This is a genomic window from Marinobacter sp. F4206 (assembly GCF_019392195.1).
In the GTDB taxonomy this organism is placed as follows: domain Bacteria; phylum Pseudomonadota; class Gammaproteobacteria; order Pseudomonadales; family Oleiphilaceae; genus Marinobacter.
The window spans coordinates 268,448-289,136 of the sequence record NZ_JAHXKI010000001.1; the positions used below are offsets into that span (position 1 = coordinate 268,448).

Consider the following 20,689-nt stretch of genomic DNA (forward strand, 5'->3'; position numbering starts at 1 on the left):
TATGGCGGGGAAAGGACGGGAAATCGACTTGCAGGGGTACGCCTGGGCACTACTGGAAAAGAACCGGGCCTACCTACTGCGGCTTGCAGATAACCTGATGCTTACTCGCAGGCTGTCCGGCTCCCGGCTGCGCTTCTTGCTTCGCGGGGTGTCGCTATGATGGAACTACCCGAAGCACTGGCGCCGCTTGGCCAGTTCCGGCAATTCATTGGCTACCGGCTGATAGCTGACCCTAAGCGAGCCGGCAAGATCCTGAAAAAGCCCGTTGATATACGGACCGGCCAAACCCATAACCCCCATGATCCGGCGATTTGGCAGGACTTCGCCACGGTGGCTAAAGCAGTTCGGGCCGGCAAGGCTGACGGCGTAGGGTTCGTGCTGACGGCTACTGACCCGTTCCATGTGCTCGACATAGACGATGCACTTCAGGGCGGGCAATGGTCGCCACTGTCTCAGGATCTGATGAACTGGACCGCAGGCGCCGCGATTGAAATCAGCCAGAGCGGGACGGGCCTGCACATTATAGGTTGCGGCCACGTACCGGCTCACGGGTGCAAGAATTCCACCCTAGGGCTGGAGTTCTACCACACGGAACGCTTTATAGCCCTCACTGGCCAAGGTTGCAGCGGTAGCGCCGCACATGACAATACCGCAGTCCTATCCGATATTGTGGCTGCCTACTTCCCGCCTGATGCGGCTCGGTCGTCCGAGGGCTGGACCGACGAACCGTGCCCCGAATGGGACGGCCACACAGACGACGACGAACTATTGCGCCGCGCCTACAAGTCCGGAAGCGCCGTCAGTGCGTTCGGCAACCGCGCAAGTTTTAAGGATTTGTTCGAAGGCCGGGAGGATGCATTAGCCGCGGCCTATCCGGACATCTCCGGAACCCGACCATATGACGCCAGCAGTGCCGATGTCGCCCTGGCCCTTCATTTGGCGTTCTGGACCGGCAGAGACTGTGAACGGATTCAGCGGTTAATGGCGCTATCCGGACTGAAACGGGACAAATGGGACCGGCCTGATTACCTGCCCCGGACTATTCATGCGGCTTGTAATCGCTGCACGGACGTACACAAGAAACGGACCCCGGAAGAAAGGCGGGCGGAACAGGTAGCGGAGAACGTGCGGATTGGCGAAACCGTAGAAGATCCGGCTGTACCAACCCTGCTAACCCTCGAACAAATGAAGCGCGAATTTGCCTACATCGGGGACAGTGGCGGCGTGGTCCATCGTCCAACGGGGAGAGTTCGGAAAAAAGAAGCGGCCGCAGGCGAATACGCCGGCAGCGTCCATACCTGGAAAGACCCGGACACCGGCAAGGAGAAATCCGCCCCGGCTCTCAAGCTTTGGTTAGCAAACGCCGAACGTATCAGCGTGGACGTTTTAGCATGGGTTCCCGGCGCTCCGGAATTATGCGCCCCGCCGGAAATCGTGAACGGAAATACTCGGGCCTTCAATACTTGGCGCGGGCTCCCTGCATACCATGCTCCTGCAGACTGGCAGGAGCGTATCAAGCCATTTATGGAGCATGTGGCTTACTTGGTGCCGGAATTGGCAGAGCGTGATCGTTTTCTGCAATGGCTTGCCCATATCGTCCAGCGACCTGAAGAACTGCCGCACACCTGCTACTTAATGATTACAGAACAAACCGGCATAGGCCGTAACCTTCTGGCGGCCATTCTAGTGCGCGTGCTGCGAGGATACGTCGCTGCGGGTGTAGCATTGGGTGCGATTCTGGACGGCCAATTTAATGGGCGTCTAAGTCAGAAGTTGCTGGCCATTGTGGACGAAACCCGGGAAGGCATGAGCGATAAACGGTACGTCCGTGGCGAACGCCTGAAAGGATTGATCACGGAAGAGCATCGGCACATAAACACAAAGTACGGTCTGCAGACCGTAGAGCAGAACTGTTGTCGGTGGCTGATGTTCAGTAATCATTATGACGCCCTGCCGTTCGACAACCGAGACCGGCGCGTAATTGTGATTGAAAACCCTACGCAGCGACACGCCCCGCAATACTACGCACGGCTTTACAGGCTGGTGAACGATCAACAGTTTATCTACTCAGTCCGGGCGTACCTAGAAGGCGTGGACCTTACTGGCTTCAACCCAGGCGGACACGCGTTCACCAACGAGGCAAAGCGCCGCGCACTGGACAGTATGAAATCCGACACGGACAAGGCGCTAGAAGAGTTTCGCGACACCTGGCCCGGCGCAATCACGGGCCGGTCCCACATCCGGACATTCCTTTCTCCCGCTTCGGTGAACGAGAACCACCTGACCCATGCGATTGAACGGTCGGGAATGATCAATGCCGGACGCCGGATCGGTTCGCGCGCTAACAAGGACCAAATAATCATCGTGCAGCCTGATCAGATTACCCGTGAACAGGTAAAAGCTGCGCATGGCCAGTATTTGATCGACCAGATCACCGCAGCGGCAGAAGCGTTTGACCAATGAAAGGGACACCCGGGACATGCAGGACACCCGTTCCTGTACTGCAGAGAATCTAATTTCCCTATTTTTTTTACTTGAGAAAGAAAAAGGAAGTACCGCCAGTACAGAAACAGGTGTCCTGGGTGGGCCGGGTGTCCCCAAAGCTGGCACAACTGTGAAAACCATCTGGAGCAACGAAAAATGAAAACAAATGAACAACTGACCGCTGCAGCTGTAAAGCTGACTGAGAACGCCCTAGAGCTATCCGACGACGTGTCCGAAGCGGCAACCCTGCTGCTGGCGGCATGTTACAACCTGATCGTTGCACGTTACTGACACAAACAGGCGGGAGTCTGTCTCAAGGCTCAGGCGGAGTTGAAGCCACTAAATCCGCCGCCGTCCTGTCCCGGTAGCGGACTACACTGATGAGACGCACGTACCAGATATGCCGCTCAGAAGCCCAGGGGGGGGGCAGTGAAAAAGTAGATAGCGCCTGCTTCGGGGCCGGTGCGGGTAGTCGAATTTTTAAGACCACGAAAAAATAATCTCGAAAATTATATGAGAGAAAAACGACTATAGGGAACGCTTGCCTTATTGGTGATTTATGTAATAAAAGAAGGCCACGGTTTCTGTTATGCGGAATGGCATAATGTTATGTTTTTAATGATGTGAGGTTTTGCCTGTAGAGAAACTAAGCGCAAACTGCGGCCCTCTCCAAAATAACACGGCGACGAAACACAAAAAGCTCTATATGGAAAATCCAGAAGTCGATGAACCTAAAGTCGGAAACTTGATTACCGAAGAGTCCCCCTGGGCGATTGCTTTTTGCAAACTAGACGGGACAATCGAAAACTATATGACTGTTGGTCGATTCCACCAGCAAAGAGGTCTATCCGCTCTCATAACCACGAAAAAAGAAATAGACAGAATCAAAGGGCTTGGTTTTGAGCCGAAGGGGCTGAAGTTAAAAGATGGAAAAATCCAACTTCGCCATAGAGATAAAATAAAGAGACGACAGCTGGAGCTATTGCAATCTCTTAACTTCAAATCCCAGTTGAAACTATTACGAGAAAATACAAGCCTTTTCGTGAAAACGATATCGTGGCATCTGGGTGCCCTGCTAAGTGCCTCGATGATAGCCAGCGGATTTATTTTCGCCTTGACTCCCCCCGAAATAGTGACAATCTCGGGAATGAAAGACTACCTCTCCATTTTCCTCCCTCTTTTTGCAACATCGATTGCAATAATAAGCCTATTTACTAGCATCCACGAATCAAGAAAACTAGCTTCGGAAGAGCGTCATCATAGTGTTAGGCCCCTAATCTTTTTGAGCTTCACAGACCATCCCAATTCCAACGTTAGATTTGCTTTTGATAAATTGAATCTGATTTCATTGAATCGAGGGGAAGGTAAGCTATCAGGCACGCTGCAAATTGATAACCATGGCCTCGGTTTAATAACTAATCTCAGGTTTTTTATCCGCGACGGAAAATCGAAAGCATCATTTTCCAACTCAGTAGAGCTAATCAAACCCGGAGAGACGAAGACAGCAAACATGTATATTTCTGGTCTGGGAACGGCGCCAATTGCTTTTATGTACTCAGTGGGTGAAAACATCTATGGGGGGACGGTAGTCACAGCGCATATTTTCGGCCAGCAGAGCACTCCCGAAGGAAATCAAACGAAGATCATCTTCAACCGCCAAGTTGAACCACACACTGTGGCCTATAAAAAGATCCTTAGGGATATTGAGTCATAGGCCCCGTAAAATCATTCTAGGTCCGCTCAAAGCAACTCAGTTCACTCAGACTCAGGCACTTTTTCCCTCCTGCCCGATTACCTAATCCGCCTCTCAAAAGTTGGCAAGATTTGCTTCAACGTAATCGAGCAAGGCTGATTGAACTGACTCTCTAAACGACTCCAACGCCTCTTTAGGATCGCTGCCAGTACCTAGGTCTGAATATTCCTTGAAGTACGCATAACGATAACCGGAGTTAATCGCCATAAATCGTACCTCAACCGAATATGCGAAGATGTATGGTTCTAGAGAATATGGGTTGCATTTTAGCAGGGCATGAAGATAGAAACCCTCGCTTACAACACTCTCAAAAAGAGGCTTAATCTTGTGTTTGAGTGCTTCCCCCCTCACAACCTCATTGAGCTGGGATCGGTTCAATAAACACATCATCCCGCCTTGAGCTAAGACGTCGAGCTCTTGCGGTCTCTCTTTTTCCAGAAATTTTTGATACCTGTTGGGTTCAACAGCTATACAGTGGGTCGTGAGAATCAACCACGCTAATCCAACAAAAAATCTATTCATATACTAGTCCCTTAGCCATGAACAATAAGCTTAGATGGTAGCTCAAGATTCGTATAGACAGCAGAGAAAATACTAAAAGCAACTACAAGCAGGGAGGTTTTGAATCCAAGAGCCATTCAAATCGAAACTACAGATATCTCACAGATGGAAGGATGCTTACTTAACAGGTAAAAGCCACCAGTTTCGCTAGTCAATCGACCGTTGTCGCGGTGATAGGCTAAGAGGAAGACGTCGAGTTAAAGGAACGGCAAGCCCCTGACTTTCGTGAAAACTTTGCGGTGGGCCAGATGATCGATCTAACCATTACTATTTAAATATTTGAACCGCGTGCCCGGCGCGGCAAATCAGGAATGCAGAGCCACTTCCGTACACTCTTAGAGTGGCAACCAGCCCGGCCGCACTAGTCCCCGAAAGCGGTAGGTCCTTTGGCGCCGGTCGATACATGTTCGCCAAAGCCAAGCACTCCGACGCGCCTGGTGGGGTATCGGGCAGTCGGGCCGCCCTTCGGGGCGGTCTATTTGCTTTTAACTCTAACTCTAATCATCAAGGCTTAAAGACTCTTTCAGGAGCCTTTCGACCACTTGATCTTTTTTCTCCCTTAGATGATCACCTTCCGCTGGAGACTCTTCTGACGACATTACTTCCAAGGCGAAGTTCAAGTCGTGGGCATTCATGTCATTGTTTTCAAGATAGTCCTGCAACTCAACATTCGTTTGTAGGTCTTTAAAGCGGCTAGACTCTATACCAAGTTGCCGTGCTACTCGCTGAACGCCTCCTCCTTCCCACTGGCGCCCGTTCTCGAACTCCTCCAGCAATAAATCTAAGCGTTTCTCATCTACTGAATCCAGTGAAGCACGAACTTGCTCATACACAGGCAGGGTATCAGATACATTTTGAGCAAAGGATTCCAAACCTGCAGCAGAAAGATCCCGGAACTTTTCAACACTAGAGATATTTGGTGAATATTTGTCCGGATGTACCGAAACAATAAAAAGGTTCAACTTACCAATTCGCTTACGCGACTCATCCAGAGCGCCCTCAAGACTTCCTAGTTGGACTTTTTGCTCACTCTCAAGCTTTGCTAGACGGTCTGCTAAGTAACCAAGTTCTCGCGTGTTGTCCTTAATAACGTACACGTAGGCCGCGCCCATGACGAGCAACGTGCCTATACTCCCAAGGGCCGCTCCGAGCAGATGCTCTTTAAAATTCATTATCATCCCTACCTTCTGCTAGCTGGCAATTCCTTGCCCTATCGGATTCCGGAAAGCGGTAAAGCGATTTCACAAAAATCTGCAATTGCATAAATAATCAGAATAGCAAAACCCACAGCCAACGTACTTGCGAACCGCCAAAGCGCACTTCGTCTTCCCTGAGCATGTTCAACAATCTTTAACTGATTGAGCTCATCCATCTGACGGGATTCTCGGGCTATGAGCACAGATATTCCGGAATGAAATTCTCGATAGAATTGCTGGCGAGGCAGATCATTTTTGATTAGTTGCTCTGTCAGCTCCTGCGGATCCTTGCCGCCATTGTCCGCGTGCTTATAAGCTTCATTGACGGCGTAAAAAAGAGATTGCCGAAACCGGGCGTCAATAAGCTCACGTGAGACAGGCTTATTTTCGACAAAAAGCTTCGGAAGGCTTGCCCGTATCCTCTCAACTACTTTTTTGCTCTCTTCAGACATTAAATCCTCGCACGATCCGTGTTTTGGCCACCATCGTACCGGCGCGCAATTCCTTTAGCTACCAACTGATTAGCAATACCTGTCCCACCAACCAAAACTGGATCGATACAGCGATGCGACCGATAGCGTTTGGGAGATGCACGATCAAATTTAGCTGCAAAGTCACCCTTTCTGCCCAAAGGGTATTCGCCAAGATTCTTTAGACTGATTCGAACGACAATCGAAGAATCGACAGTATGGTCAATAATTACTGGAGCGTAACCAGTTCCGCCAGAACAGGACAAGAACAACAACGGAGACGAGACGAAATCTAGGAACTGTTAGCGCGCTTTTATGTTGATAGGTAGGAAAGTAGATAGACAAATTAAAGAGGGGTAATTCATTGATCTGTGCAGGAAAATGGCGGTGGGCCAGGGATTCGAACCCCGGGAAGGCTATTAACCTTCGGCGGTTTTCAAGACCGCTGCATTCAGCCACTCTGCCAGCCCACCGTTTTTCCATTACTGCCGTTGCGACAGCGGTGAGCATGATACCGGAATTGCCTGCGCTGTCAACGCCCTGCATAAAACCCGCCGGATTTTCTAGCATTAACAGCTTTTAATGGAATCCGCAGCGTAGTTTCCTGTCGTAAATGATTGAAACTTGCGTTTCTGACACTATGATGGAAGGCAGTATCCAGACGTTATTAACGGAGAGCACAATGGAAGACAGACGATTCGGCGTTCAAAATGACCAGGGAGCCTACTCGGCCTCCCAGACGGAACGTACGACCACCGGAATTAGCGCGGATGCAATGAAGGTATTGCGAAATACCTACATGCTTCTGGGCATGACCCTGGCCTTCTCGGCCCTGACCGCATTCCTGAACATGAACGGCGCCCACCCCGGGTTCCTGATTACCATTGTCGGCTACATCGGCCTTCTGTTCGCCACCTACAAGCTTAAGAACAGCCCCTGGGGTATTGTCACCACGTTCGCCCTGACTGGCTTCATGGGATACACCCTGGGCCCGATCATCGGCGCATTTGTGGCTGCCGGAGCCTCTCAGATTGTTGCCCAGGCGCTCACACTGACGGCGGTGGCGTTTGTCGGTCTGTCAGCAACCGCCATCATTACCAAGAAGGATTTCAGCTTCCTGTCCAGCTTCCTGACCGCCGGCGCTTTCGTGCTGATCGGTGCCATGCTGCTGGCCTTCTTCATGGAAAGCTCAGTTCTTCAACTGGCGGTCTCGGCAGGCTTCACCATCTTCGCCTCCATCATGATCCTGTTTGAAACCAGCCAGATCATCAAGGGCGGAGAGCGCAACTACGTGATTGCAACCGTTGGTCTGTACGTATCCATCTACAACCTGTTTGTCAGCCTGCTTCACCTGCTGTCTGCATTCAGCGGCGAAGACTGATTTCCAAATCGGTATTCGCTCAATCAGCCCCGGCTCTTGCCGGGGTTTTTGCTTTATGTAAACTGAAAACTTTCCGGCCAGACCCATCATCATGAACAGTCCTGACCCGCGTTCCTTTACCCTGGTTATTACCGGCGCCCCCTATTCCACACAGGCGCCACAGACGGCCCTGGCCTACGCCAGGGCCGTCGTAGCTGCCGGACATGCTATTGACCGGGTCTTCCTGTATGGCGACGGTGTGCACCTGGCCTCTGCCCTTGTAGCGCCACCCTCCGACGAGCCGCACTGGCCAAAGGACTGGGCCGCGTTCCTTGAGGAGTACAAGGTTCCGGGGATTGCCTGCATAGCCTCTGCCTTACGGCGGGGACTCGTGGATGCTCCGGAACAGAAGCGCTACGAGCTGAGCGCCAACAACCTTCTATCGCCCTTCACCATTGCCGGTCTTGGCGAGTGGGTGGAAGGCAACGTCAAATCCTCCAGAACCCTGTATTTTCATGGAGGGAACTGAGAATGGGCACGCTCATCATCATTGATCAGCCACCCTATGGCGGCTGGGCCGGTCGTGAAGCCCTCGACATGGCGTTTTCACTGGCAGCCTTCGACCAGCCTGCAAGCCTGTTATTTACCGGTGCCGGGGTTAACTGGCTGCGCCAAGGGCAGAACACTTCCAGCATCGGGCAAAAATCGGTTGAGAAGAACCTGGCAGCCGCGCCTGTTTTTGGAATTGAAGACATTCTGGCCGACCGGAGGTCCTGCGAACGATATGGCATTACGCCTGCGGAACTGCCTGACGGGGTCGCCATGACCGATGCGAACGCCGACCTCCTGGCACAATTCTCCCAGGCCGCCTTTGCAGGCTGATCCGGCCACCGGAACAAGACTCGGAACCCAAGAATGAACAAACTGCATACTCTGCATGTCCTGAATAAAACGCCGGATCATCCCCGATTTAACGAATGCCTGGGGATGCTTGGCCCTGATGATGCCATCATACTGATCGAAAACGGCGTGCTGGGCCTGCTTGCGGCCAAAAACTTTCATTCCGCGCAGGTGTACGCACTGAGTGCCGATGTGTCGGCACGAGGCCTCTCGGACAGCAGCCACACCGATTCACTGGTCGACTATTCGGAATGGGTCGGCCTTACACTTCAGGCAGAGCGGGTAATCAGCTGGTGAACCATGGCTAAAAGCGTAACCCCGGAACGAAACAACGAAGGATTTCTGGAGGATGCCTCGGCATGGAGCCGTGAAACGGCAGAGGCAATCGCCAATGAGGACGGCTTGAATCTAAATGAAAACCACTGGGAAATCATTATGTTCCTGAGGGAGTTTTACAAGGAACATGAAATGTCGCCACCCTCAAATCGGCTGTTTGTTAAAGCCGTCAAGGATGCCATGGGCGAGGAAAAGGGAAACAGCATTTACCTGATGCAGCTGTTCCCGGGAACCCCGGCCAAGACCGCCTGCCGTATTGCCGGCCTCCCCCGCCCCACCAACTGCCTGTAGCGCTCAGTCGGCGGATCGCTGGCCCCTGCGGTCGGCCTCGGCTTTGCGCTCCAGGTCGGCCGCGCTACCGAGAAAACTGCTCAGTCCGTTTTCGAACAGGCCAGAGCCGAATTTCAGGAACTGGCGGGTCGACTCCTTTACCGTTCCATCCAAAGCACTCTCCGGCAACTCTCGAATGGTTTCCTCAACGCCACGCTTCACACCACGAGTCACTTTCGACTCGATCTCCTGCGAGGCCTGTATCACCTCCGACACTTTCCGGTCCAGATAAGGACGGACTATCAGTCCCCAGAACCCGAACAGCACCAACGCTACCGTAACGGCGGTGGCCAGCACCTGTATCACTATTGCCCCCGAAGCAGGCATGATTGCTCTCCTCGCGCCTCAAGACGCACGTCTTCGATTAAAAGCTCAGATTTACCAGCGAGACAAACTGGGCCAGACCCGCCAGCGCACCAAAGATCCCTCCCACGATCATCAACTGAAGTTCCTCCTCACGGAAGGCCGGACGAAGAATATCCTGGAACTCCGACGGCCCAAGCGCACGCATCTGGCCCGAAAGCACTTCAGCCACCACCGGGGCGCGCTCCCGATTGAAAGCCGGATCGCTGAACACGTCCCGGGTAGCGAGGACCGCCTTCTGATTCATCGCTTTCTTCAGCTCGGTGTATCCCGTCATACCAACGGTCACCTGTGCCGTCAGCTTCATGATCACCGAATTATCAAGCAGAGGCCGCAGGTGCTTCTGAATGATGGCCCGCGTCCGGTCACCATGCCGGCCATTGAGCATGGCGTCGGCCACCTTCTCAACCGTGATCAGGTCCTCTGCCACCAACTTCGCCCAGACATCACTGATTTCGGGTTGTCGGCGCAGGAAAAGCCCCTGGACCTTCCAGAACAGGAACCGCCTGGGTCTGAGCGGGGCGAAAATCAGGTTAATGGCAACCCAGTTGGTCACGAAACCAATGGCAAAGCCCCCGATCGGTAACAACCACGGCTCGGGGTAACGGGTCCAAAGTGGGATCAATAGAGCCCCCAGAATACCGCCGATGATGGCGCCACGGTTAATAACCGATTTCAGCTCCACCGCTCCGGCCTGCTGAAAGATGCGATTCATCAGGTCCGGATGCTTCTCAAGCTCCCGACTGAGCAACGCCTTCAGATCCACCAGATCATCGAGGTCGTCACCAAAATCCTCGACCAGTTCCTCCACTCGTGATGGCAACTGTTCCCGGGCCCACTGATAGATACGGTTTTTTACAAACAGCGGCAAATTGTCCCAGAGCACCGGCTGAATTTCATACATCACCTCGTCGATGTATTCGTCGAGCCTGGGGGTCACCTGGGAAATAACCTGTTCGACAATTCGCTGCGGTTCAAGTTTCTGGTAGACGGCGTTCAGGTCACCGAATTGCTGCAAGGTACGGTCGATACAGATATGCGCCATCTTTTCCGCTTTGCGGGGAATGACGCCTTGCCAGCCAAATACGCCGACGCCAATGAACTGAACCGGATAGAACGACATCTTGATCGCAAGCCAGTTGGTAAACCAGCCAACGACAGCGGCCATGATCGGCAGGGACAGAAGTGCAAGGTCGGACAAATGAAACCCCGGTTAACAATTGGCGGCCCAAGATTGCCGTGGAAACGGTCAGCTCGTGATGCATTATAGCCGCACGCAGATTCAGTTTATGTGACTGATAATGAGGTATTTCGAAATCAGGAGCATTGGCCGTGAAGCCATCAAAACAGCGGTACTGCGGCAGCATTTGAGCGAGACGCGCCACGCCCTGGCTAGCGTGGCGGCTCGAAAGGAGAGGCGTCTTACTGGTAGTAGGCGTTTTCGGTATTGGAGTGGTCCGTCACATCCCGAACCGCGGTAATTTCTGGAACCCGCTCTTTCAGTGTGGATTCAACGCCCTGCTTCAAGGTAAGACTGACCGCCGAACAGCCCTGGCAGCCGCCGCCGAAACGCAGTACGGCAACCGACTCGTCCACGATTTCCACCAGGGAAACGTCGCCACCGTGAGCGGCAAGGTTCGGGTTGATTTCAGACGCGAGAATATAATTCACGCGGTCCGGCAGAGGCGCATCATCATCAATCTTCGGGACCTTGGCGTTCGGCGCCTTGATCGTCAGCTGGCCACCCATCTGATCCTTGGAATAATCGACGAACGCTTCTTCCAGAAACGGCACCGAGTTATGGTCCAGATACAGGGTGAACTTCTCCAGATCCAACTTCTCATCGGTTGGAACAACCTCATTGGGCGGGCAGTAAGCCAGACAGGTCTCGGCGTTCTTGGTGCCGGGCTGGGTCACGAAAATTCGGACGCCCATACCGTCCACGTCCTGCTTTTCGATAAGTTGTGCAAGATAATCCCGGGCGGGATCTGTCACAGTAACCAATGCCATGTTTTAAACCCATTTGGAAGTTTGACTTCATTTTAAGTGACTTCTCGCGAACATGAAAGACCAAGTAAATTGGTTGGTCTTTATACGCGTAATGACTTTCACGTACGACCAGATCTGTGTGCGCCCGCTCATTTGGGCAGGTGATAATGGTCATTCGTACTAAGACGGGCTAGCGCATTTTTGCTATTATCCCGCGCCATTGAGATAAACACGACGTTATAAACGACATCCGGAAGTATTGATATGACCGATCGCAACACCCGTCTGGAACAGCTCCACAAAGCCCTGCAGGAACGCATTGTGATTCTTGATGGCGGCATGGGCACCATGATCCAGAACCTGAAGCTGGACGAAGAGGCGTTTCGCGGCGATCGGTTTGCTGATTACGAACGGGAGGTGCAGGGCAACAATGACCTGCTCAACCTGACCCAGCCTGCCCTGCTTCGCAACATTCACGCCGATTATCTGGATGCCGGCGCAGACATCATTGAAACCAACACCTTCAACTCAACCCAGCTTTCTCAGGCGGACTACGGACTGGAACCGATCGCCCGGGAACTCAACGTTGCGGCGGCGAAGCTGGCACGGGACGTTGCCGATGAGTTTACCGAGCGCAATCCGGCCAAACCGCGGTTCGTTGCCGGCGCCGTTGGCCCGACCTCACGGACCGCGTCCATTTCGCCGGACGTAAACAACCCGGGTTACCGGAACGTCGATTTCCAGACTCTGGTCGACAATTACTACGAAGCAGTCGGCGGCCTGGTTGAAGGCGGCTGTGACCTGATCCTGATCGAAACCATCTTCGATACTCTGAACGCCAAGGCGGCCATCTACGCCACCCAGCAGTTTTTCGAAGACAGCGGCATCGAACTGCCGATCATGATTTCCGGCACCATCACCGATGCTTCGGGTCGAACGCTCTCTGGCCAGACCACCGAAGCATTCTGGAATTCCGTCGCACACGCCAAACCGATTTCAGTGGGCCTCAACTGTGCACTGGGGGCAGATGCCCTGCGCCCCTATGTCGAGGAACTCTCGGCCAAGGCCGAAACCTATGTCAGTGCGCACCCGAACGCTGGCCTCCCCAACGAATTCGGTGAATACGACCAGACCCCGGAAGAGATGGCCGAGATCATCGAGGGCTTCGCGCGGGATGGCTTCCTTAACATCATCGGTGGCTGCTGCGGTTCACGCCCGGATCACATTGAAGCCATCGCGCAGGCGGTTGCCAAGTATCCGCCGCGCAAGATTCCCGAACGCAAGAAAGCCCTGAGACTGTCCGGTCTTGAGCCATTTACCGGTGATGAGAACACCCTGTTTATCAACGTTGGTGAGCGCACCAACGTCACCGGTTCCAAGCGCTTCCTGCGACTGATCAAGGAAGAGCAGTACGAGGAGGCGCTGAGCGTCGCTCGTGATCAGGTAGAGAACGGCGCCCAGATCATCGACATCAACATGGACGAAGGGATGCTGGAGTCGAAGGAGGTCATGGTTACCTTCCTGAACCTTGTCGCCTCGGAACCCGACATCTCCCGCGTCCCCATCATGATCGACTCCTCCAAGTGGGAAGTGATCGAGGCCGGTTTGCGCTGCATTCAGGGCAAGGCGGTGGTCAACTCCATCAGCCTGAAGGAAGGCGAAGAGGAGTTCATCAAACGGGCGAAAGATTGCATGCGCTACGGCGCCGCTGTGGTGGTCATGGCCTTCGACGAGCAGGGGCAGGCCGACACCTACGAACGCAAGACCGAGATCTGCAAACGCTCCTACGATGTGCTGACCGGGATTGGCTTCAACTCGGCGGATATCATTTTCGACCCCAACATCTTTGCCATCGCCACCGGCATCGAAGAGCACAACAATTACGCCGTCGATTTCATCAACGCGACCCGCTGGATCAAGGAAAACCTGCCCCACGCCTCCATCTCCGGGGGCGTCAGTAACGTCTCGTTCTCGTTCCGCGGCAATGACGTGGTGCGCGAGGCCATCCACTCGGTCTTCCTGTATCACGCCATCAAAGCGGGCATGAACATGGGCATTGTGAATCCGGGCCAGCTGGTGATCTACGATGAAATTGACCCGGAGCTCAAGGAACTGGTCGAAGACGTCGTCCTGAACCGTCGGGACGATTCCACCGACCGACTGCTGGAAATTGCCGAACGCTTCAAAGGTAAAGGCGGCAAAACCCAGGAGGAGGATCTTGCCTGGCGTGAATGGCCGGTCGAGAAGCGCCTTGAGCATGCGCTGGTCAAGGGCATCACCAACTACATCGTCGACGATACCGAGGCTTGTCGCCAAAACGCCAGCCACCCGATTGAGGTCATCGAAGGCCCGTTGATGGACGGCATGAACGTGGTTGGTGACTTGTTTGGCGACGGCAAGATGTTCCTGCCCCAGGTGGTTAAAAGCGCCCGGGTCATGAAACAGGCGGTCGCTCACCTTATTCCGTACATCGAAGCCGAGAAAACCGAGGATCAGAAGGCCAAGGGCAAGATCCTCATGGCCACGGTGAAGGGCGATGTCCACGATATCGGCAAGAACATCGTGGGCGTGGTGCTTCAGTGCAACAATTACGAAGTGATCGACCTGGGCGTGATGGTGCCCTGCGACAAGATCCTCGAGACCGCGAAGAAAGAAGACGTGGACATCATCGGGCTGAGCGGCCTGATCACCCCTTCCCTGGACGAAATGGTTCACGTCGCCAAGGAGATGCAGCGTCTGGATTTCAACATTCCGCTGATGATTGGTGGCGCCACGACATCAAAGGCCCACACGGCGGTCAAGATTGAACCCCAGTACAAGAACGACATCGCCCTGTACGTATCGGACGCCTCCCGCTGCGTGAACGTCGCCTCCCAGTTGTTGAGCAAGACCGGCAAAGACGGCCTGGTGGAAGCCGCGCGCGTCGAGTACGACGAAATTCGTGAGCGCCGCAAGAACCGGGGTGACCGTACCAAGCTGGTCTCGCTCAAAGAAGCTCGGGCGCGGGCCCCGGAAATCGCCTTTGACGATTACACCCCACCAAAGCCTGCATTCACGGGGATCAAGGTGTTCGAGGAATATGACCTGAATGAACTGGTGGACTACATCGATTGGACGCCGTTCTTCATTTCCTGGGACATGTCGGGCAAGTATCCAGGCATCTTCGACGATCCCAAGCGTGGCGACGCCGCTCGAAGCCTGTTCGACGACGCCCAGAAGATCCTTCACCAGATGATTGATGAGAAGCGGATCACTGCCCGTGCGGTCATCGGGTTCTGGCCCGCCAGTCGTCGAGGCGATGACATCGTCGTCTACAAAGATGAAAGCCGCAGCGAGGAGTTGACCACCCTTCATCACCTGCGCCAGCAGGATGAAAAGGCTCCCGGAAAGCCCATGATGGCGCTATCTGACTTCATTGCCCCGGAGGGGGCCGACGCCTGTGACTACGTTGGCGGTTTTGCGGTCACGACCGGTGTTGGTGCGGAAGAATTCTCCCTGGAATTCAAAGACCGCCACGACGACTACAACGCCATTATGGTCAAAGCACTGGCGGACCGTCTTGCAGAGGCCTTCGCCGAGCGCATGCATGAAAGGGTTCGAAAGGAATTCTGGGGTTACGCCAACGATGAGAACCTCGCCAATGAGGATCTGATCAAGGAACGTTACCGTGGGATCCGCCCCGCCCCGGGCTATCCCGCCTGCCCGGAACATACGGAAAAGGCGACCCTGTTCGAGCTCCTGAATGCCACGCAAACCACTGGCATTGAACTGACGGAACACTTCGCGATGTTTCCTACTGCTGCGGTTTCGGGCTGGTATTTCGCCCATCCGGAATCAAAGTATTTCGCGGTCGGCAAGATTGGCGCAGATCAGGTTGAGGACTATGCTGAACGCAAAGGCATTTCCAGGGCGGAAGCAGAGCGTTGGCTGGCTCCCAGTCTGGCCTACGATCCCGCCGAATAACCTGAACGGAACGCGACGATCATCAGAAATAGGTAACGCTATGACAAACACGTCCGGCACCAAAAACCACAAGGATCGAAAGCCCCAAAGCCCGGGCGTGTTGAAAGTCATGCAGAGCATTCTTGCCGGCGCCTTCGGCGTCCAGTCGGACAAGCGCCGGGAAGAGGATTTCTCAAGCCACAGCCCGTGGCCCTACATTATTGCGGGTGTTCTGTTTACCGCGGGCTTCGTCATCGGGCTGATCGTGATTGTGCAGATGGTGCTGGCCAACCAGTAAGTTACTGACCGGATACCCACACCACAGCGAAGGCAACGGCGAGTAGGACCAGCAAAACGGCGGCAACTGCATCAGCCTGGCTGTCTGAATGCGCGGATTTCTTCATTGAGCTTTCCTCTTTTGGATCTTTTACTCGTGAGTCTTTTTGTTATTCGACAGGGACAAACGAAAACGTTTCTACCCTCTGATCAGTAAAGCCTTTAAAGCGGCATTCGTCCAGTCTGGCCTTGCTCCGCTTATCGCCTGAATCGATAAACATATTTTGAAATAATCATTTTAAGAATAAAAACACGGTGCTATCCTGCCCGGCAGATATAAGGCCCCGACTCTCCGGATTCAAAAAATCCGCGCAAAGAAGGCCGTAACGACGCTTTTAGGCAGGACGTTTCTTATGTACGTATACGACGAACACGATCGGCAAATCGCTGCCGAGCGCGTTGCCCAATTCCGAGACCAGACCGAGCGCGCCCTGGCCGGTGAACTGGCCGAGGAGGAGTTTCTTCCACTTCGCCTCCAGAATGGGCTGTATGTCCAGCGTCTCGCACCCATGCTCCGGATCGCCGTTCCTTACGGCATGCTCCGGTCCGACCAGCTGCGTCGCCTGGCGCGTATTACCCGCGACTACGACAAAGGCTATGCCCACTTTACCACCCGCCAGAATGTCCAGCTGAACTGGCCGGCGCTGGAAGATGTGCCGGACATTCTTGCCGAGCTGGCCGAAGTCGAAATGCACGCCAATCAGACCAGCGGAAACTGCATCCGGAACACGACCACTGATCAGTTTTCCGGCGTACAGTCAGACGAAATCGCTGATCCGCGCCCCTATTGTGAAATCATTCGCCAGTGGTCGACATTTCACCCGGAATTCGCCTTCCTTCCACGCAAATTCAAGGTAGCTGTGAACGCATCCGAGAAAACGGACCGGGCGGCCATCCAGGTTCACGACATCGGGTTGCAGATGGTTCGGAACGATGCCGGCGAACTCGGTTTCCGCGTTCACGTTGGCGGCGGTCTCGGCCGCACCCCCATGGTTGGTCCGGTTATCCGTGAGTTCTTGCCGGAACTGGATCTGTTGACGTACCTCGAAGCCGTTTTGCGGGTGTATAACCGCTATGGTCGCCGCGACAACAAGTTCAAGGCTCGTATCAAGATCCTGGTGAAGGCGCTGACCCCCGAGGGATTTGCCGAGAAGGTGGAGGCCGAATGGGAGCACATCAAGAACTCTCCGACCCGCCTGACCCGGGACGCCATCGACCGGATTCAGTCCTATTTCACCGAGCCGGACTACACAGTCACCGATAACGCAACCGACCTGCTGGCCAGGCAGCGCTTTGAAAACCGGGAATTCGACCAGTGGCTGAGCCACAACGTCGACGCCCACAAAAAGCCGGGTTATGCGATCGTTACCCTGACCATGAAAAAGACCGGTACACCGCCGGGCGATGTCACCGACCGTCAACTGGAGCAAATTGCCGATCTGGCTGAAGACTTCAGTTTCGGAGAGGTCCGGGTAACTCACCAGCAGAACGTGGTGCTGGCGGACGTCCGTCAGGACCGATTGCTGGAACTCTGGCAGGCCATGACCCCCATGGGCTTTGGCACCGCCAATCTGAATACGCTTACCGACGTTATCTGCTGTCCCGGCGGCGATTACTGTGCACTGGCAAACGCCAAGTCAATTCCAGTGGCGGAGGCCATTCAGCGCCGGTTTGATGACCTCGACTACCTCTACGACCTGGGTAACATCGACCTCAATATTTCCGGCTGCATGAACGCCTGTGGCCATCACCACGTCGGCAACATCGGCGTGCTCGGTGTTGATAAGAAAGGCCAAGAGTTCTATCAAATCAGCCTTGGCGGCTCCTCCCATCACGACGCCGCCATCGGCAAGATCCTCGGCCCCTCCTTTGCCCGAGACGACATGCCGGAGGTCGTTGCCAAGATCATTGATGTTTACGTCGACAAGCGTACCGAGGAAGAAACCTTCCTCGATACCTATCGCCGTGTTGGAATTGATCCCTTCAAGGAGCGGGTTTATGCCTGATGTAATTTTCCAGGATGGCAGCATCCGACAGGATGACTGGACCGTCGTTCCCCGGCCCGCCGAGGGCGAGTCCCTCGACATTCCGGAACAGGGAAAAGCCCTGATTCCGGCGGACCTCTGGCTGGCTGGCTACGAGCACTTTACCGGCAACGATGCCATCGGTGTCTGGTTTGATAGCCACGATGAGCCGGAAATCCTTGAAGGCAAGGTGAACGAGCTGCCGGTCATTGCCGTCAACTTTCCAAAGTTCAGCGACGGCCGCGGCTACAGCATCGCCCGTTTGCTGCGCGAACGCTTCGGCTACGAGAATGAACTCAGGGCCATCGGTGATGTGCTGCTCGATCAGCTACAGTTCATGAAGCGCTGCGGCTTCAACACATACGCACTGCGTCCGGACAAGGATATTGAGAAGGCTGCCCGCTGCCTCAACTTCTTCAGCCAGGGCTACCAGGCAGCAACGGATACAGATGTTCCGCTGTTTCGGCGCCGAGCCTCCTGAAGGATCGGTAGAACGGACTGAGACAAAAAAGCCTGCCACGAATGGCAGGCTTTCTTATTTAAAGGCTGTGATCGAGTACGATCTTTCCAGCCGAAGCCCCTTCCAGAAAAGCTTTCAATGCGGAATCGAGGCCAGACCGACCGATATCCCGGGCGGACCCTTCGGTTTTCGGGCAGGCCCACTCACCGGAAAATTTGTCCCACACCGACCGTTTCTCCGTCAGCGGAATTTCCACCGAATCGACACCGAGCAGGTTGACCCCGCGCAGGATAAATGGAAGAACTGTGGTCTGGAGCTGGGGGCCGGCAACCAGTCCGCAACAGGAGACCGATCCACCCGGCTTGATCTGCTTGAGGAGCTCTGCCAGCGGGCCACCACCGACAGTGTCCACAGCGTTCCCGAACGCAGGTTTCACGAGAGGCTTTTTCTCTTCCGCTAACGTATCGCGACCAACCACCTCTGCGGCGCCCAGCGCCTTCAGGTCATCAGCGTGATCGGCCTTCCCGCTGATGGCCACAACTTCGAATCCAAGCTTTGCCAGCAGTTCAACCGCGACACTGCCAACCGCACCGCTTGCACCGGACACCGCAACCGGTCCCTGAGACGGGCTCGCTCCCATGGTGAGCAGCTTCTGAACGCACAAGCCTGCTGTGAGGCCGGCCGTGCCATAAATCATGGCCTTCCGCGCGTCCCACCCCGCCGGCATCGGGACACACCAGCCGGCAGGAACTCGAATGTACTCGCCGAAGCCGCCATCTGTGTTCATGCCCAGATCATACCCGGTGACAATGACCTTGCTGCCGGAAGCAATGTCTGGAGACGAAGACTCAACCACCTCGCCGGCAGCATCAATGCCCGGCGTATGCGGGAAGCTCCGCGTAACTCCCTTGTTCCCCGAGGCGGACAACGCGTCTTTGTAGTTCAGTGAGGAATGGGAAACCCGGATCAGAACCTCGCCCTGCGGGAGATCCCCGATATTCAGAGTCTGTTCGCCGCCCACGTAGCCGCCGTCTTTTTCCTCAACCCGCCAGGCTTTGAATTCAGTGTTCGTTGGCATTGTTATCCCCCACTCTGCAACTGTTATTGCATGTTTTGATTCCGAAAGGCACTGAGTACCCGCCAGACCGTGTGTTCAAGCGCAGCGCTGGTCGCAAGTCCCAGTTTTTCCGGAAGCGACCTTTTGCGCTGATACCTCACCGACACTACGTCCGCCCGGTCACAGGCTTCAATGAGATATTCGTCGGAGGTCTTGATCTCATCGATGAGGTTGACGTCCAGCGCACGCTTGCCAAACCATATGTCACCGTTCGCAACCGCACCGATGTCGATGTCCGGGCGACGCTCACTTACGTATTCCTTGAACAACACATGAGTGTCTTCCAGGTCTTCAAGAAACTTCTGGCGTCCCTTGTCGGAATTTTCCCCAAAGATGGTCATTGTCCGCTTATGCTCACCGGCCGTCAGGACTTCAAAGTCCACGTCATTCTTCTTCAGAAACCGATGGAAATTTGGCAACTGGGCGACCACCCCAATGGATCCAAGAATAGCGAATGGCGATGCAATGATTCGGTCGGCGACGCAGGCCATCATGTACCCGCCACTGGCGGCCACCTTGTCGACGCAAGCCGTCAGGGGAATACCCTTACTGCGAATCCGGTCCAATTGGGCCGCGGCCAGGCCATAGGAGTGAACCAAACCACCGCCACTCTCCAGTCGAATTACCACCTCATCCCGCTCAGCGTCGGCCACGCTCAGGACTGCCGTAATTGAACGTCGCAAAGGGTCCGTATCGCTCGCTTTGATGTCGCCATCGAAGTCCAGAACATAGACCCGCTTGCGCGAGTCCTTCTCCGCAACGCCCTCCTTCTGCTGGGCCTTTTCAGCCTTTTTCTTGGCCTTCTGCTCTTTTTTCTGATTCTTTTCGAAAGCCTTGCGCTCGGAATCCGACATCAATCTGGCCTGAATGGACTCACGGAGTCTGGTGTACTTCTCATTCAGCTTTCGGATTTTCAACTCGCCCTCGCCGCCATGATCGTCACGATCTTTCTGTGCCGCCGAAATGATGACAGCGACCACAACGATCGCCGCCACGGCAAAGGTGACAACCTTGGCTAGAAACAAACCATATTCTGTCAGGAACTCCAAAGTACTTCTCCGTGCGATT

At 54.5% G+C, this 20,689-nt stretch carries 21 protein-coding genes and 1 tRNA gene; 13 read left to right on the plus strand and 9 right to left on the minus strand.

Features of this window, described 5'->3' with window-relative positions:
- Nucleotide 1 precedes the first annotated feature (1 nt).
- The 4 genes from KZO34_RS01310 to KZO34_RS01320 all read left to right on the plus strand — a co-directional run bounded on the left by KZO34_RS01310 (nt 2) and on the right by KZO34_RS01320 (nt 4,198).
- Nucleotides 2-160, plus strand: coding sequence for a hypothetical protein (locus tag KZO34_RS01310; RefSeq protein WP_219472574.1), 159 nt, complete (start codon nt 2-4; stop codon nt 158-160).
- Complete coding sequence (locus tag KZO34_RS01315) at nt 157-2,463, plus strand: phage NrS-1 polymerase family protein (RefSeq protein ID WP_219472576.1); 2,307 nt, start codon at nt 157-159, stop codon at nt 2,461-2,463. The genes KZO34_RS01310 and KZO34_RS01315 overlap by 4 nt, the downstream gene beginning before the upstream one ends.
- A gap of 177 nt (nt 2,464-2,640) precedes the next feature.
- A complete protein-coding gene (locus tag KZO34_RS18585) occupies nt 2,641-2,775 on the plus strand; it encodes a hypothetical protein (protein ID WP_257900132.1) in 135 nt (44 codons plus the stop codon).
- Nucleotides 2,776-3,190: 415 nt separating this feature from the next.
- Nucleotides 3,191-4,198, plus strand: coding sequence for a hypothetical protein (locus KZO34_RS01320; RefSeq protein ID WP_219472578.1), 1,008 nt, complete (start codon nt 3,191-3,193; stop codon nt 4,196-4,198).
- 93 nt (nt 4,199-4,291) lie between these two features.
- Here KZO34_RS01320 and KZO34_RS01325 read toward each other — a convergent pair whose 3' ends face one another.
- The 4 genes from KZO34_RS01325 to KZO34_RS01340 all read right to left on the minus strand — a co-directional run bounded on the left by KZO34_RS01325 (nt 4,292) and on the right by KZO34_RS01340 (nt 6,937).
- On the minus strand, nt 4,292-4,759 hold the full coding sequence (locus KZO34_RS01325) for a hypothetical protein (protein WP_219472580.1): 468 nt from the start codon (nt 4,757-4,759) through the stop codon (nt 4,292-4,294).
- A gap of 536 nt (nt 4,760-5,295) precedes the next feature.
- A complete protein-coding gene (locus KZO34_RS01330; protein WP_219472582.1) occupies nt 5,296-5,970 on the minus strand; it encodes a hypothetical protein in 675 nt (224 codons plus the stop codon).
- Nucleotides 5,971-6,008: 38 nt separating this feature from the next.
- Nucleotides 6,009-6,446 carry a hypothetical protein gene (locus KZO34_RS01335; protein WP_219472585.1) on the minus strand — a complete coding sequence of 146 codons (438 nt, stop codon included), beginning with the start codon at nt 6,444-6,446 and terminating at the stop codon, nt 6,009-6,011.
- A 400-nt stretch (nt 6,447-6,846) separates the two neighbouring features.
- A tRNA-Ser gene (locus KZO34_RS01340) sits at nt 6,847-6,937 on the minus strand.
- Between the two features lie 209 nt (nt 6,938-7,146).
- Here KZO34_RS01340 and KZO34_RS01345 point away from each other — a divergent pair.
- The 5 genes from KZO34_RS01345 to KZO34_RS01365 all read left to right on the plus strand — a co-directional run bounded on the left by KZO34_RS01345 (nt 7,147) and on the right by KZO34_RS01365 (nt 9,351).
- Nucleotides 7,147-7,845, plus strand: coding sequence for a Bax inhibitor-1/YccA family protein (locus KZO34_RS01345; RefSeq protein WP_219472587.1), 699 nt, complete (start codon nt 7,147-7,149; stop codon nt 7,843-7,845).
- A 91-nt stretch (nt 7,846-7,936) separates the two neighbouring features.
- On the plus strand, nt 7,937-8,353 hold the full coding sequence (tusD, locus tag KZO34_RS01350) for a sulfurtransferase complex subunit TusD (RefSeq protein WP_219472588.1): 417 nt from the start codon (nt 7,937-7,939) through the stop codon (nt 8,351-8,353).
- A 2-nt stretch (nt 8,354-8,355) separates the two neighbouring features.
- Complete coding sequence (locus tag KZO34_RS01355) at nt 8,356-8,706, plus strand: DsrE family protein (protein WP_219472598.1); 351 nt, start codon at nt 8,356-8,358, stop codon at nt 8,704-8,706.
- A gap of 33 nt (nt 8,707-8,739) precedes the next feature.
- Nucleotides 8,740-9,021 carry a sulfurtransferase complex subunit TusB gene (gene tusB, locus KZO34_RS01360; protein WP_219472601.1) on the plus strand — a complete coding sequence of 94 codons (282 nt, stop codon included), beginning with the start codon at nt 8,740-8,742 and terminating at the stop codon, nt 9,019-9,021.
- A gap of 3 nt (nt 9,022-9,024) precedes the next feature.
- On the plus strand, nt 9,025-9,351 hold the full coding sequence (locus KZO34_RS01365) for a TusE/DsrC/DsvC family sulfur relay protein (RefSeq protein ID WP_219472602.1): 327 nt from the start codon (nt 9,025-9,027) through the stop codon (nt 9,349-9,351).
- 3 nt (nt 9,352-9,354) lie between these two features.
- On the opposite strand, the gene KZO34_RS01370 is transcribed toward KZO34_RS01365, so the two are convergent.
- The 3 genes from KZO34_RS01370 to nfuA all read right to left on the minus strand — a co-directional run bounded on the left by KZO34_RS01370 (nt 9,355) and on the right by nfuA (nt 11,763).
- Nucleotides 9,355-9,717, minus strand: a complete 363-nt coding sequence (locus tag KZO34_RS01370; protein ID WP_219472603.1) for a hypothetical protein — start codon at nt 9,715-9,717, stop codon at nt 9,355-9,357.
- 37 nt (nt 9,718-9,754) lie between these two features.
- A complete protein-coding gene (locus KZO34_RS01375) occupies nt 9,755-10,954 on the minus strand; it encodes a hypothetical protein (protein WP_219472604.1) in 1,200 nt (399 codons plus the stop codon).
- Nucleotides 10,955-11,175: 221 nt separating this feature from the next.
- Nucleotides 11,176-11,763, minus strand: coding sequence for a Fe-S biogenesis protein NfuA (gene nfuA / locus KZO34_RS01380; protein ID WP_219472605.1), 588 nt, complete (start codon nt 11,761-11,763; stop codon nt 11,176-11,178).
- Nucleotides 11,764-12,006: 243 nt separating this feature from the next.
- On the opposite strand from nfuA, the gene metH reads away from it, so the two are divergent.
- The 4 genes from metH (at nt 12,007) to KZO34_RS01400 (ending at nt 18,525) form a co-directional block, all read left to right on the plus strand.
- Nucleotides 12,007-15,705, plus strand: a complete 3,699-nt coding sequence (gene metH, locus KZO34_RS01385) for a methionine synthase (protein ID WP_219472606.1) — start codon at nt 12,007-12,009, stop codon at nt 15,703-15,705.
- A gap of 40 nt (nt 15,706-15,745) precedes the next feature.
- The gene (locus KZO34_RS01390; protein WP_219472607.1) at nt 15,746-15,982 is read left to right on the plus strand and encodes a DUF2970 domain-containing protein; all 237 of its coding nucleotides are present in this window, start codon (nt 15,746-15,748) and stop codon (nt 15,980-15,982) included.
- Between the two features lie 391 nt (nt 15,983-16,373).
- On the plus strand, nt 16,374-18,026 hold the full coding sequence (locus KZO34_RS01395; RefSeq protein WP_219472609.1) for a nitrite/sulfite reductase: 1,653 nt from the start codon (nt 16,374-16,376) through the stop codon (nt 18,024-18,026).
- Nucleotides 18,019-18,525: a DUF934 domain-containing protein gene (locus KZO34_RS01400; protein ID WP_219472610.1), complete on the plus strand. Its 507-nt coding sequence runs from the start codon at nt 18,019-18,021 to the stop codon at nt 18,523-18,525. The genes KZO34_RS01395 and KZO34_RS01400 overlap by 8 nt, the downstream gene beginning before the upstream one ends.
- A 58-nt stretch (nt 18,526-18,583) precedes the next feature.
- Here KZO34_RS01400 and KZO34_RS01405 read toward each other — a convergent pair whose 3' ends face one another.
- Complete coding sequence (locus KZO34_RS01405) at nt 18,584-19,582, minus strand: YhdH/YhfP family quinone oxidoreductase (RefSeq protein WP_219472611.1); 999 nt, start codon at nt 19,580-19,582, stop codon at nt 18,584-18,586.
- A 23-nt stretch (nt 19,583-19,605) separates the two neighbouring features.
- A complete protein-coding gene (gene sohB, locus KZO34_RS01410; protein ID WP_219472612.1) occupies nt 19,606-20,670 on the minus strand; it encodes a protease SohB in 1,065 nt (354 codons plus the stop codon).
- Between the last annotated feature and the right edge of the window lie 19 nt (nt 20,671-20,689).

Bases quoted from the DNA above. Each gene is read 5' to 3' on its own strand.
- KZO34_RS01310 (WP_219472574.1), top strand. From the start codon at position 2: ATGGCGGGGAAAGGACGGGAAATCGACTTGCAGGGGTACGCCTGGGCA.
- KZO34_RS01315 (WP_219472576.1), top strand. From the start codon at position 157: ATGATGGAACTACCCGAAGCACTGGCGCCGCTTGGCCAGTTCCGGCAA.
- KZO34_RS18585 (WP_257900132.1), top strand. From the start codon at position 2,641: ATGAAAACAAATGAACAACTGACCGCTGCAGCTGTAAAGCTGACTGAG.
- KZO34_RS01320 (WP_219472578.1), top strand. From the start codon at position 3,191: ATGGAAAATCCAGAAGTCGATGAACCTAAAGTCGGAAACTTGATTACC.
- KZO34_RS01325 (WP_219472580.1), bottom strand. From the start codon at position 4,759: ATGAATAGATTTTTTGTTGGATTAGCGTGGTTGATTCTCACGACCCAC.
- KZO34_RS01330 (WP_219472582.1), bottom strand. From the start codon at position 5,970: ATGAATTTTAAAGAGCATCTGCTCGGAGCGGCCCTTGGGAGTATAGGC.
- KZO34_RS01335 (WP_219472585.1), bottom strand. From the start codon at position 6,446: ATGTCTGAAGAGAGCAAAAAAGTAGTTGAGAGGATACGGGCAAGCCTT.
- KZO34_RS01345 (WP_219472587.1), top strand. From the start codon at position 7,147: ATGGAAGACAGACGATTCGGCGTTCAAAATGACCAGGGAGCCTACTCG.
- tusD (WP_219472588.1), top strand. From the start codon at position 7,937: ATGAACAGTCCTGACCCGCGTTCCTTTACCCTGGTTATTACCGGCGCC.
- KZO34_RS01355 (WP_219472598.1), top strand. From the start codon at position 8,356: ATGGGCACGCTCATCATCATTGATCAGCCACCCTATGGCGGCTGGGCC.
- tusB (WP_219472601.1), top strand. From the start codon at position 8,740: ATGAACAAACTGCATACTCTGCATGTCCTGAATAAAACGCCGGATCAT.
- KZO34_RS01365 (WP_219472602.1), top strand. From the start codon at position 9,025: ATGGCTAAAAGCGTAACCCCGGAACGAAACAACGAAGGATTTCTGGAG.
- KZO34_RS01370 (WP_219472603.1), bottom strand. From the start codon at position 9,717: ATGCCTGCTTCGGGGGCAATAGTGATACAGGTGCTGGCCACCGCCGTT.
- nfuA (WP_219472605.1), bottom strand. From the start codon at position 11,763: ATGGCATTGGTTACTGTGACAGATCCCGCCCGGGATTATCTTGCACAA.
- metH (WP_219472606.1), top strand. From the start codon at position 12,007: ATGACCGATCGCAACACCCGTCTGGAACAGCTCCACAAAGCCCTGCAG.
- KZO34_RS01390 (WP_219472607.1), top strand. From the start codon at position 15,746: ATGACAAACACGTCCGGCACCAAAAACCACAAGGATCGAAAGCCCCAA.
- KZO34_RS01395 (WP_219472609.1), top strand. From the start codon at position 16,374: ATGTACGTATACGACGAACACGATCGGCAAATCGCTGCCGAGCGCGTT.
- KZO34_RS01400 (WP_219472610.1), top strand. From the start codon at position 18,019: ATGCCTGATGTAATTTTCCAGGATGGCAGCATCCGACAGGATGACTGG.
- KZO34_RS01405 (WP_219472611.1), bottom strand. From the start codon at position 19,582: ATGCCAACGAACACTGAATTCAAAGCCTGGCGGGTTGAGGAAAAAGAC.